Origin of the sequence: Lewinella sp. W8, from assembly GCF_004375085.3 — a bacterium.
In the GTDB taxonomy this organism is placed as follows: domain Bacteria; phylum Bacteroidota; class Bacteroidia; order Chitinophagales; family Saprospiraceae; genus Neolewinella.
On record NZ_SNAQ03000013.1, the window covers coordinates 73,358 to 87,858 of the forward strand.

The 14,501-nt window shown below is 57.4% G+C and carries 3 protein-coding genes; all 3 read left to right on the forward strand.

All coding sequences use genetic code 11. The features are described 5' to 3' along the window. Positions 1-12,488 (forward strand): DUF11 domain-containing protein (locus tag E1J53_RS14980; protein ID WP_173021505.1); only part of this gene is annotated, 12,488 nt, incomplete at its 5' end. A gap of 299 nt (positions 12,489-12,787) precedes the next feature. Further along, positions 12,788-13,363: an adenylate kinase gene (locus tag E1J53_RS14985; RefSeq protein ID WP_134273564.1), complete on the forward strand. Its 576-nt coding sequence runs from the start codon at positions 12,788-12,790 to the stop codon at positions 13,361-13,363. A gap of 51 nt (positions 13,364-13,414) precedes the next feature. Next, complete coding sequence (gene obgE, locus E1J53_RS14990; protein WP_134273565.1) at positions 13,415-14,449, forward strand: GTPase ObgE; 1,035 nt, start codon at positions 13,415-13,417, stop codon at positions 14,447-14,449. The last annotated feature ends 52 nt before the right edge of the window (positions 14,450-14,501 follow it).

The following is a 14,501-nucleotide window of genomic DNA, read 5'->3' on the forward strand; positions in this document are numbered from 1 at the left end:
ATGAAGTCTCGTTCACGATTACGGTGGAGAACCAGGGTGAAGTCACGGCCGACAACATCGAAGTAACGGACTACCTGCCGACGGGCCTGAGCCTGAGTGCGAACGCTACGGGCTGGACGGACAACGGTGACGGTACGGCTACCTTCGCCATTGACGGTGAGCTGGCGCCGGGTGCAAGCACCACGATTACCATTCTGGTGACGGTGGATGCCGGCACGGACGGTGAAGACCTGGTGAACGTAGCGGAGATTAGTGCCGCCACGGACAGCGAAGACGGCGCGGTGGAAGACATCGACTCCACCCCGGATACCGACGACGGTAACGACGCCGGTGGTGCGGTGGGTACGCCTTCCGACGATGCCACGACCGGTGACGGCAGTGGCGCTCCCGGTGATGTTGAAGAGAATACGGATGAAGATGACGCGGACCCCGCGCTGATTTCCATTGGCGAGTTCGACCTTGCGTTGATTAAAACGCTAAGCCCCGGTCAGGAGCTTATGGTCATGCCGGGGGATGAAGTGTCCTTCACGATCACGGTGGAGAACCAGGGTGAAGTCACGGCCGACAACATCGAAGTGACCGACTACATTCCCACGGGCCTGAGCTTCAGCGCCAATAACGACGGTGCGATCTGGACGGACAATGGTGATGGTACGGCTACGGCCTCGATCGCCGGCGAACTGGCTCCGGGTGAAAGCACAACGCTGACGATTTTGCTGACAGTTGATGCCGGCACGGACGGAGAAGAACTGATCAACGTAGCGGAGATTAGTGCGGCTACGGACAGCGAAGACGGTGCGGTGGAAGACATCGACTCTACGCCGGACACCGACGCCGGTAACGACGCTGGTGGTGCCGTTGGCACCCCATCCGATGACGTCACGAGTGGTGACGGAACCGGCGCTCCCGGTGATACCGATCCCAATACGGACGAAGACGATGCCGACCCCGCTCTGATTCGGGTGAATCCGTTTGACCTTGCCTTGATCAAGGAACTGGCCGATGGCCAGAGCGGAGTGGTGATGCCCGGAGAGGAAGTAACCTTTACCATCACGGTATTTAACCAGGGTATGGTGGATGCAGCTAACATCGAGATCACGGACTACGTGCCCGATGGTTTCACCTTCGACGAAAACCAGGCCGACAATGACGCGGCCGGTTGGAGTGCATCCGGCGATAATGCCGTAATCACCCTTGATGGTGTGCTGGCGGCCGGAGAAAGTACTACGGTCGACATCGTGCTGACGGTGGATGGTGGACTCACGGCAAACACCCAATTGGTGAACGTAGCGGAGATTAGCGACGCTACGGACAGTGAAGGTGGTGCCGTTGAAGACATCGACTCTACCCCCGATGATGACGCGAACAACGATGCCGGTGGCCAGGTGAACAGTGGTGCCGATGACGTCAATGACGGTAACGGAACCGGTGCGGTTGGCGACAGCGACCCGGTAAGCGACGAAGATGATGCTGACCCCGAAGACGTGGTCGTAGCACCCTTCGACCTTGCGCTGACCAAAGTGGTCACGGACCCCGCCGACGGCATGGTGATGCCAGGCGACGAGGTAACCTTCACCATCACGGTGGAGAACCAGGGTATGGTGACGGCTACGGACATTGAAATCACGGACTACGTGCCCAACGGCCTGAGCTTTGACGAAAACCAGGCAGATAACGATGCTGCCGGTTGGAGTGCAGACGGTGATAATGCCGTCATTACGCTCGCCGGCCCACTGGAGCCCGGAGAAAGTACTACGGTCGACATCGTGCTGACGGTGGATGCCGGTACGGACAACGAAGAGTTGATCAACGTTGCCGAGATCAGTGCGGCAAACGATGGTACGGGTACGCCCGCAACGGATCTTGACTCTCCGATGGACGACGATCCGGACAATGATGCCGGTGGTGCTGCGGGAACGCCTTCCGATGACGTCACCAGTGGTGACGGCACCGGTGCTCCCGGCGACACGGACGCCAATACGGACGAAGACAACGCTGACCCCGCCCTGATTCGGGTGAATCCGTTTGACCTTGCCTTGATCAAGGAACTGGCCGATGGCCAGAGCCAAGTGGTCATGCCCGGAGACGAAGTAACCTTCACCATCACGGTATTTAACCAGGGTATGGTGGATGCGGCCAACATCGAGATCACGGACTACGTGCCCGATGGTTTCACCTTCGACGAAAACCAGGCCGACAATGACGCGGCCGGTTGGAGTGCATCCGGCGATAATGCCGTAATTACCCTTGATGGTGTGCTGGCGGCCGGAGAAAGTACTACGGTTGACATCGTGTTGACGGTAGACGGTGGTCTTTCTGCGAACACCCAATTGGTGAACGTAGCGGAGATTAGCGACGCTACGGACAGTGAAGGTGGTGCCGTTGAAGACATCGACTCTACCCCCGATGATGACGCGAACAACGATGCCGGTGGCCAGGTGAACAGCGGTGCCGATGACGTCAATGACGGTAACGGAACCGGTGCGGTTGGCGACAGTGATCCGGTAAGCGACGAAGATGATGCTGACCCCGAAGACGTGGTCGTAGCACCCTTCGACCTGGCGCTGACCAAAGTGGTCACGAACCCCGCCGACGGCATGGTGATGCCCGGCGACGAGGTAACCTTCACCATCACGGTGGAGAACCAGGGTATGGTGACGGCTACGGACATTGAAATCACGGACTACGTGCCCAACGGCCTGAGCTTCGACGAAAACCAGGCAGATAACGATGCTGCCGGTTGGAGTGCGGACGGTGATAATGCCGTCATTACGCTCGCCGGCCCACTGGAGCCCGGAGAAACCACTACGGTTGACATTGTGCTGACGGTGGATCCGGGAACCGACGGAGAAGAGCTGGTCAACGTTGCGGAGATTAGCGCATCTAACGACGGTACCGGAACGCCCATCGAGGACTTTGATTCTGACATGGACGACGACCCCAACAACGACGCCGGTGGTGAACCCGAAACGCCCTCCGACGACGCGACGACGGGTGACGGAAGCGGAGAACCCGGTGATACTGAGGAAAATACCGACGAGGATGACGCTGACCCCGCGTTGATCCGCGTGAATACCTTTGACCTGGCACTGATTAAAACGCTCAGTGACGGTCAGGATCCGGTCGTTGAACCCGGCGATGAAGTGTCGTTCACCATTACGGTAGAAAACCAGGGAATGGTGGATGCTGCCAATATTGAGGTGACGGATTACATTCCCGATGGCCTGAGTTTCAGCGCCAACAACGACGCGGCACTCTGGACCGATAACGGTGACGGAACCGCTACGGCCTCCCTGCCGGGTATTCTGGTTGCCGGAGAAAGTACCACGATTACCATCCTTCTGACGGTTGATCCCGGCACGGATGGTGAAGACCTGGTCAACGTTGCGGAAATCAGTGCGGCCACCGATAGTGAAGGTGGAGCAGTTGAGGACGTCGACTCTACGCCCGATACTGACGACACGAATGACGCCGGTGGCGCCGTAGGTACCCCATCGGATGACGCTTCTACCGGTGACGGTAGCGGTGAGCCCGGTGATACCGAAGAGAACACGGACGAAGACGACGCTGACCCCGCCCTGATTTCCATCGGTGAGTTTGACCTTGCCTTAGTCAAGACACTCAGCGACGGTCAGGAGGCAGTGGTCATGCCCGGTGATGAAGTTTCCTTCACCATCACGGTGGAAAACCAGGGAATGGTTACTGCTGCCAATATTGAGGTGACGGATTACATCCCCACGGGACTGAGCTTCAGCGCCAACAATGACCTGTCGATCTGGACGGATAATGGAGACGGTACGGCCACGGCTGTAGTCCCCGGGACCCTGGCACCTGGCGGCAGCACCACCCTGACTATCCTCCTGACGGTGGACCCCGGAACGGATGGTGAAGACCTCGTCAACGTTGCGGAGATCAGCGACGCTACCGACAGTGTGGACGGTGAAGTTGAGGATATCGACTCTACGCCCGATACTGACGACACCAACGACGCCGGTGGCGCCGTAGGAACGCCATCTGATGACGCCACGACCGGCGACGGAAGCGGCGAGCCCGGTGATACCGAAGAGAATACCGACGAAGACGATGCTGACCCTGCCCTGATTTCCATCGGTGCCTTTGACCTGGCCCTGATCAAGGAACTCGGTGAAGGCGAAGATGGCATCGTTGAGCCCGGTGACGAGGTAACCTTTACCATCACGGTATTCAACCAGGGAATGGTGGATGCTGCGAACATCGAGATTACCGACTACGTGCCCGATGGCTTCACTTTCGATGAAAACCAGGCGGACAATGCCGCTGCGGGCTGGAGTGCCTCCGGCGATAATGCGGTGATCACCCTGGATGGTGTCCTCGCGGCCGGAGCAAGTACCACGATCGACATCGTGCTGACGGTAGACGGTGGTGTGCAGAGTAACACCCAACTGATCAACGTAGCGGAAATTAGTGACGCTACGGACAGTGAAGGCGGAGAAGTCGAGGACATCGACTCTACCCCCGATGATGACGCGACCAACGATGCCGGTGGCCAGGTGAACAGCGCCGCCGATGACGTCAATGACGGCAACGGTACGGGTACGGTTGGCGATAGCGATCCGGTGAGTGACGAAGACGACGCTGACCCCGAAGATGTGGTGGTCGCTCCCTTCGATCTTGCCCTGATCAAGGAACTGGCGGATGGCCAGTCCGCTACCGTGGAACCCGGTGACACGATTCGGTACACCATTACGGTGATTAACCAGGGCGGCATGACGGCCAACAACATTGAGGTTACCGATTACATCCCCGAAAACATGACCTTCGAAATGGGGGCCGGTGATGGCGTGACGGATAATGCCACTCTGGGCTGGACGGCCAGCAACGGTCTGGCGACCAACACGCTGGTGATCGACGGTGGCTTGCCGCCAAATGAATCAATTACGATTGATCTCTTCCTGACGCTCGATAGCCCACTCCTGCCTCCCGGCACGGTGATCGATAACTTCGCTGAAATCAGCGGGGCAACCGACATCACGGGAGCCGATCAGGGTGACATCGACTCTGAGTACGACCAGGATCCCGATGACGATGACCTGACCGCCGACAATGAAGTTAACGGTAACGGCAACATCCCCGGAGAAGATGATGACGATCACGATATCGCCAGCATCACGATCGAAGGCTTTGACCTTGCGTTGATCAAGGTACTGGCCGACGACCAGCCCGCGGAAGTACGCCCCGGTGATACCATCCACTATCGCATCCGGGTGATCAACCAGGGTATGATTGCGGCCGATAACATTGAATTGGTGGACTACCTCCCCGCTGACGGCAGCCTTTACTACGAAGGTGGTATTATGGGTAACGATGATGCCGGATGGTCACTGAACGGTGACGGCAACCCGATGCGCACCCTGAGCGTAGCCAACGGTGGTCTTCCCGATCCGCTGGAGCCGAGTGAGGAAATCGAGGTGAGCATCTTCCTGACGCTCGATAATCCGCTACCGGCCGGTGCGACGGTCGATAACTTTGCGGAAATCGCAGGTGCCACGGACGAGAACGGTGATCCTCAGAATGATATCGACTCGACTCCCGATGAGGACAACGACGACACGCTGAACGATGATAATGACGTAAGCGGCAATGGAAACCAGGGCGAAGACGAGGATGACCACGACATTGCTACGGTCGAAATCCTGCCCTTCGACCTGGCCCTGATCAAGGAGCTGGCGGACGGACAGAGTGCCGTTGTCGCTCCAGGAGACACCGTGGCGTACACAATCACGGTATTCAACCAGGGTGACATTCCTGCGGACAACATTGTCATCAGTGACTACATCCCGGCGAATATGACCTTCGAGGCCGGAGCGGGTAATGGAGTTACGGACAACGCCACGATCGGATGGACGGAATCGAACGGCATCGCCACGACGACGTTGACGATTGACGGTGGCCTGCAGCCCGATGAGTCCGTCACGGTAGACATCTACCTGACCCTCAACAATCCGCTGGAAGCCGGTATCGACGTAGCGAACTTCGCGGAAATCAGCGATGCTACCGACGAAAACGGTGACGAGCAGGACGACGATGACTCCGAATTCGACGACAACCCCGACGATGACGACCTGACGGACGACAACGAAACGGGCGGTGACGGCGACATCCCCGGAGAAGATGATGACGACCACGACGTGGCGGTCATCACGACGGCAACCTTCGACCTGGCCCTGATTAAGGAGCTTGGCCCCGATCAGGATATGGCCGTGGAACCCGGTGACACGATTGAATACGTAATCACCATTCTCAACCAGGGAGACATCGCCGCGGACAACATTGAAGTCACGGACTACCTACCCGAGAACATGTTCTTCGAAGGAGGCATCGACGGAAACGAGGACTGGACAGACAACGGTGGACTGATCACCCGGACCATTGAGGTTGGGGATGAACTGGATGCGCCGCTGGCCCCCCAGGCTTCCGTACAGGTAAGCCTCTTCCTGACGATTGACAACCCGCTACCGGCCGGTACGGTGATCGACAACTTTGCGGAGATCAGCGATGCGACCGACGACACGGGCGACGCACAGGAGGACGTAGATTCTGAATACGACCAGGACCCCGACGACGATACCCTGACGCAGGATAACGAAGTCAACGGTAACGGAGACAATCCTGGCGAAGACGACGATGACCACGACGTGGCTACGGTAGTCATTGAGGCCTTCGACCTTGCCTTGATCAAGGAGCTGGCCGAAGGACAGTCCGTAAACGTCGAGGCGGGCGACACGGTCTACTTCACGATCAATATCCTGAATCAGGGTATGATCGCGGCCGATAACATCCTGGTGTCTGACTACGTGACCAATCAGGTGGACGGATTCATGTGGGATCCGACCATCCCGGTAAATGATGCCGCCGGTTGGATGCAAACGGGGACCATTGGTCCGGATACGCTGCTCGTTCAAACGACCCTTTCGGTTGAAAACGGAGCACTGCCCGAAGGTGGCCTGGCTCCCGGTGAGACGGTCAGTGTGGACATCGCCCTGGTGGTCAACCCCGCCATGGAAGCGGTAATGCAGCTGACCAACCTGGCTGAGATCAGTGACGCCACGGACGAGAATGGTGACGAAGTAGAGGATGTTGATTCCCCCATGGATGAAGATCCCTACAACGATGAATTCTTCGAGGACAACGAAATCCAGGGTGACGGACTTGCCGGCGAAGACGAGGATAACCATGACCCTGCTTCCATCTTCGTGGGTGGATTCGACCTCGCACTGCAGAAAGGACTTGCCGACGGTGAGCCCAACGTAGTGGAGACCGGGGAGGAAATTACCTTCACCATTACGGTATTCAACCAGGGAGCCATCCCCGCGGATAATATCGCACTGGTGGATTACATCCCCGACGGATTCCTCTTCGACCCCGAACTGAACCCCAACTGGACGGACAACGGCGACGGAACGGCTTCCGATACGCTATCCGTAGCGGAAGGCACCCTGCCGGAAGGCGGATTGCTGCCCGGTCAGTCGACCACGGTTACGATTACCCTGACGGTAGCTCCGCCCATGTTCCCGGATTATGCACTGGGAGAAGTTGGTCCGGATGACGTTAACCCCGACGGAGTAGAGTCCGGTCAGGTGCTGGTTAACCAGGCCGAGATCGTTTCGGCCACTGACGATGAGGGCGAGTCTCACGATGACATTGATTCTACGCCCGACAACGACAGCGACAACGATGACGAAGACGGCAACGAAGTCGATGATGAGATCAACGGCGACGGCCAGAACGGTGAAGACGAAGACGATTCGGATATCGCCATCGTCACCGTAGAATGCTACCAGGACCCCGGAGTGGATAATACCATTACCGTATGTCTTGGCTGTGATGAAGCTACGGTGGTCATCAATCTGTTCGAATCGCTGGCCGGTCGTCCGAACATCGGAGGAACCTTCAGCGAAGGAGTGCTGACCTTCATGGACGAGGATGGTAACCCCATCACCATCGTGGACGTTGACGGTAACGAGCTGGGTAGCGACGACTTCGACCCCGAGAATGTAATCATTCCCGGTACGCTTGATCGCTCCATGGATTACACCATCGACTACACCATTGCCGCGGTCAACGACTGTCCGGAAATGGTGGCGACCATCACGATTGACATCTTCGATATTCAGAACCTGTCCTGTACCGGATTCCAGAATATTTCCCTCGGCGAAGATTGCCAGGCGGAGATTACGCCCGACATGATCATGGAAGGCTTCCTGACCTGCGCTAACTCGCTGGAGGTTGTACTGCTCACGACCAGTGGAGATACGCTGCGTGACGAAATGGGGAACCCGACCACGATCGTGACCAACGATCAGGTGAACCAGACGCTGTTCGTGAGCCTGGTCGATCCTCAGTGTGACAACTCTTGTTGGGGACAAATCCTCATCGAAGACAAGAAGCGTCCTGAAATTGACTGTGCCGACGACGCGGATGGCTTTGGCGACAAAGACTTCATCTGTACCGACATCGATCAGATCTTCCAGGAGCAGGTACTCATCTTTGAGGCCGACGATATGCCGGACTTCCTGAACTTCACCGGAATCCCCGTAGTGGAAGACAACTGTACGCCCTACGAGGACCTGGTGATTCAGCTGAGTGACCTGTTGATCCCCAATTCCGATCCTCAGTGTCGTGAGCAGACCATTCTGCGGACCTTCACCGTAACGGACGCCAGTGGTAACTCTGCCTCTTGTGTTCAGCAGATCACGGTTCGTCCTCCGACGCTGGATGACGTAACCATTCCGACGGAAGAAACGCTGAACTTCAGCTGTAGTGATAGCTTTGAAACCCTGCCCAACGGCAATCCGGTACCCTCACTGGGTGGCGAACCCTTCGTGATGACGGCACTGGGTATGTACGACGTTCCCGGAAACGGTAGCTACTGCAACATTGCCCTGAGCTACGAGGATGGACCACGGGTACAGACCTGTCCGAACTCCTTCAAGTTCGTCCGGACGTACCGCGTATTTGACTGGTGTGACCCCGATGCTGACCCCATCATCTACACTCAGACAATTAAAGTTGGTGATACGGAAGCTCCTTCCTTCACCGGTCCTACGCAGGATAATGACTTTGATGGAGTGATTGATGAAGGGCCACTGGTCTTCAGCACCAACTCGGGTGAGGATTGTGGAGCCTACATCCGTTTGGATGATCCATCCATTCAGCTGACGGATAACTGTTCTGCGACCATTCAACTGAAAGCGGACATCTATCCTGGAGGTGACCTGGACGGTGCCCCCATCGGTACCTTCTTCCTGAACCTCGACGACGAGAATCCGGAAATTTCAACCCTGATCCCTGCGGGTGCACACATTATCCGGTACAGTTACACGGACGTTTGCGGCAACGCTGGCTTTACCGATGTCGACTTTATCGTCGAGGATCGTACCGAGCCCATTGCAATCTGCGAGGATGCGCTGAACGTCAGCCTGACTTCCGCCAACGAAAGTGGTGGGCCTAGCGAAGGCTTCGCCCGCCTCGTGCCGGAAGACATTGACGCCGGTAGCTACGATGATTGTGGAGACGTAACGCTGCAAATCGGCCGGGTACGCCAGCTCGAGAACGGCACCTACGAACTCCTGCCCGGTGCGGTTTACGGAGAGGAAGTCATTCTTACCTGTGCGGACATTGGCACCGTGCTGATTGGCCTGCGGGTAGAAGATGGTAGTGGAAACGTCAACTTCTGCTGGCTCGACGTGCTGGTGGAGGACAAGATCGCTCCGACCTGTATTGCTCCGGCAGACATCAACATGAGCTGTATCGACTACAACGCTGAGCTGCCCGCCGACCTGAGTGAGGCCACGAGCGAGGAGCTTGATGCAGCCTTTGGCGCGGCCACCCTGGTGGATAACTGTGGTGGAACGATTGAGCAGACCATTAGCGGAGACGTCAACAGCTGTGGCGTCGGTCAATTCACCCGGACCTTTACGGCCACGGATGGAGAAGGCCTGACGAATACTGCACCCTGTGTTCAGCGTATCCGGGTAATCGGATTGTTTGACTACACGATTACCTTCCCGCTTGACGAGGAAGGCGACTGTGCGGACGTTCCCGAATACAACGGTATTGAGTTCGATGACTATGCTTGTGATCTGATTACCATCAACACCAGCGTAGATACTTTCCGTACGCAGGAGACGGCCAGCGACGAATGCTTCAAGCTGGAAGTAACCTATGACATCATCAACTGGTGTGAGTACAACAGCATCGGTCAGGCTTACCTCATCCCCCGCGACCGCGAGGGTGATCGTGATCCCGCATCTGAGCTGATGTACCTCCACGTACGTCCGGGTGCTGACGAGGGCACGACCAGCGATGATATCGCCTGGTTGAGCAAGTTCAGCGATCGGGAGTACAACGCCGGAGCACCGCAGAATGACATCCTCCTCGACAACGGAGATGATCTGGACGGTGATGATGATGACAACGGTGACGACAACATCGACAGCAACCCTTACGCACAGGATGACAGCCGCGGCTTCTTCCGCTACGTACAGTTCATCAAGATTTACGACGAAGTAGAACCCGTTATCCTGGCGGATGACGTGGCGGAATGCTTCGCCGGAACCGGTGATAACTGTGTGGCGGACGTCACCCTGGACTTCGTCGCCTTCGACGAGTGCTCGGATATCTCCGTCACCGTTGAACTGGACGCCGACTACGCCGGTGTGGCCACTGAATTTGAACGGAGCCGCTTCCTCACGGACGCGGAGTTCAGCCTGAGTGGAGACAGCCTCTACACCGTCAGCCTCTCCGGTATCCCCGTTGGCGACCACGCCCTGCGGGTGAACGCCGCCGATGGTTGTGGTAACTTCGACGTTCAGGTGATTGCCTTCTGCGTAACCGCGGATAAGGCACCGACTCCGATCTGTGTTCAGACGCTGACCGTAACCCTGATGCCCGACGGCGAGGGTGGTGGAATGGCGGCCATCTGGGCGACGGACTTCGTGGCCTCTGAGGTCGAAGACTGCTTCGGAAACGTGATTGACCAGTACAGCATCTACCGGGAGGCAACCGCCACGGAAGATGGCTTTGCCCCGGCAGTTGGCGACCTTGGTCTCGACTTCGATTGTGCCGACTTCCTCAGTGGAGAAGTACCGGTACGGGTATACGCCATCGACAACAACGGAAACGCAGATTACTGCTCCGTAGTGGTGGAAGTCCAATTGTTCCAGCCTGACGTATGTGAATCCAGCGCGGGTACCATTGCCGGCCTGATCACGACGGAAGACATGGAAGGAATCGAGAACGTCCAGGTAGCGCTGGAAGGTCCGGAAGAAGCCAACTTCAACCTGACTACTGCCGCTGACGGTCGCCTACGCTTCGAAAACGTGGCCCTGGGCGCGGATTACACCATTACGCCGACCCACTTTGAGGACTACCTCAACGGGGTACGTACTTCCGATATCGTGGCGATTACGCGCCACATCCTCGGGGTAGCGGAACTGGATAATCCTTACCGACTCCTGGCCGCCGACGTGAACGGAACGGAAGACATCGACGTGTCGGATATCATTGCTATCCGCCGGGTAATCCTCGGATTGTCCGATGCCTTCCCGAACGGAATGCCCAGCTGGTCCTTCGTGGCCACCAGCCACGAGTTTGACGTGCCGACCAACCCATGGTCTACGGCCTTCCCCGAGGTGATCAACGTGAATAACCTCGCTGGTAACGTCCTGGATGCCGACTTCATCGGCGTGAAACTGGGTGACGTGAACGGTACGGCGATTCCGAATTCGGAAGCCACCGGACGGGCACGTAACCTGCAGGGTTACCTGGACCTGGAAATGGAGGAATTGGATATGCAGATGGGTGAATCCTACGCCGTTCCCGTACGGGCCAAGGACCTCACTTCCGTTGAGGGCTACCAGTTTACCCTGGAGTTCGACCGGGCGGCAGTGGAGATTGAATCCATTACTCCGGGACTGGTGGGAGCCGGTAACTTCGGTATGCGCTTTGCCAGTGCCGGATTGATCACTACGAGTTGGAACTGGGCGGGAAGCTCCGTACCCAACACCTGGACGGGAGATGAAATTCTCTTTACCCTCGAAGTGACGGCACTCACGGACGGAAAGCTCAGCGATGCGCTGACCGCCGGAAGCCGGTACACGGAGGCAGAGGCTTACGTTCGCGGTAGTAATGAAGTGCGTGATATCGCCCTGATCTTCAACGGTGCCGTTGAAGTGACCGGAGGATACCAGTTGCTGCAGAACATCCCGAACCCCGTAAGCCGGGAGACGATGATTGGCTTTGAATTACCCGTTGCGGAAGCGGAGGTAATCATCACGATTACGGATGCTGCCGGCCGTCTGGTACGCGAGTACCGTCAGGAGGGCATTGCGGGTTACAACAGCCTGCGGGTGACCAAGCAGGAGCTGGGCGGAGCTTCCGGTGTATACTCCTACACCGTAGCCGCCGGCGACTGGGTGGCCACCAAACGCATGGTGATTATGGAATAAATAGTAAACGATCCACCCTCCGGGGTGGGAATCGATTGATGATTGGACCGCCCCCCGCCCCGGGGGGCGGTTTTTTCATGGCTTCCCGGGCTAAACTGGGCACCTGCACGCCGTTGCCCAAATCCGGAAGTAAATCCGCACCCGAAAACAAAGCTGGCCATCATGGGGTATTCGGACGCACAACCCCAGGTCTCCCATCAAGCCGTCGTCAAAATGCTAACGAATCGGATAATCAAAATATCCGCAATTTGCCGGGGGAGCGGCTAGCCTTATCTTTGCACTCCATTCAGAAATCTAGTATGTATAATTTGATTCTTTTCGGCCCTCCGGGCTCGGGAAAAGGAACGCAGGCGGATTTGCTCGTTCAGGAATTTGGTTTCCTTCACATCAGTACGGGAGACATGTTCCGCTACGAACTGAAAAACGAAACGGAGCTGGGCAAAGAAGCCAGGAAATATATGGATCGCGGAGACCTGGTGCCCGATGAGGTTACCATTGCCATGCTGCGCAAGCGGGTTGAAGCTAACCCTGACGTTACCGGGATCATCTTCGACGGTTTCCCCCGTACGGACCCCCAGGCCGCCGCCCTGAATGACCTGATGGAGAGCATGGGCCAGCAGATCAATGCCCTGATCCTGCTGGACGTGGACGAAGACGAAGTGGTGCGTCGGATTATCGGCCGCGGAAAGACCAGTGGTCGGGCGGACGATAAAAACGAGGATACCATCCGGCAGCGGTACGAGAACTTCGTGAACTATACCACCCCGGTATACGCTTACTACGATGAACTCGGCCTGTCGCACACGGTGGACGGTATGCAGTCCATCGAGGAAGTTGCGGCCTCGGTCCGTGAAATCGTCAAGCCCGCTGAATAATCTCGGGCCGCAGGGAAAACCTATTGGCGGCCACGGGTTGTTGCCTTTGGTATGAACGGTAATTTTGTAGACTACGTAAAGATTTGGCTCCGCTCGGGAAACGGGGGGCCTGGTTCGGCGCACTTCTATCGTGCCAAGGGAATCACCAAGGGTGGCCCCGACGGTGGAGACGGTGGCCGTGGTGGTCACATCGTCCTGAAGGGGAACCGGAATCTATGGACCCTGCTGGGGTTCAAGTACCGCAAACACACTAAGGCCGAACACGGTGGCAACGGTAGTGAGAACCACCGCCACGGAGCCGACGGGCAGGACGTCATTCTTGAAGTGCCGCTGGGAACGATGGTCCGTGACGGCGAAACCGGCGCGTACGAGTTTGAGATTACAGAACACGGGGAAGAGCGCATCCTGATGCGCGGCGGCCGGGGCGGCAAGGGGAACAGCCACTTCAAGTCCTCGACCAACCAGACGCCCCGCTACGCCCAGCCCGGCGAAGAGGGTGAGGAAGGCTGGAAAATCCTGGAGCTGAAAGTCCTGGCCGACGTGGGGTTGGTGGGGTTCCCTAACGTGGGGAAATCTACCTTGCTGTCCGTAGTCTCGGCGGCGAAACCGGAAATCGCCAATTACGAGTTTACCACCCTGGTGCCCAATCTGGGGATCGTGCAGTACCGCGACGGGAAGTCCTTCGCCATGGCCGACATTCCCGGCATCATCGAAGGAGCTCACGAAGGCAAGGGATTAGGGCACCGGTTCCTGCGCCACATTGAACGTAACGCCAGTCTGCTGTTCTGCATTCCCGCCGATGCGGACGACATCCGCGGGCAATACCGGGTGTTGCTCCGGGAGCTGGAGGCCTACAATCCGGAACTGCTGGATAAACCCCGCTTGTTGGCCCTCACTCGGGCGGACATGGTTGACGAGGAGCTGAAAGAAATGCGGGCGGGGGAAATCCCCGAAGACCTTCCCCATCAGTACATTTCTGCCGTGACGGGGGAAGGTATCCAGGAGTTGAAGGATACGCTGTACCGGATGATCATCGAGAGCCGGGAGGATTACGACGGCGTACAGCGCTCCATGGAGGAGGAGTAAACTCTTTTACCGTGAGGGTGGGCACTGCCCCAGCCCCTAATCTCAGTTTACA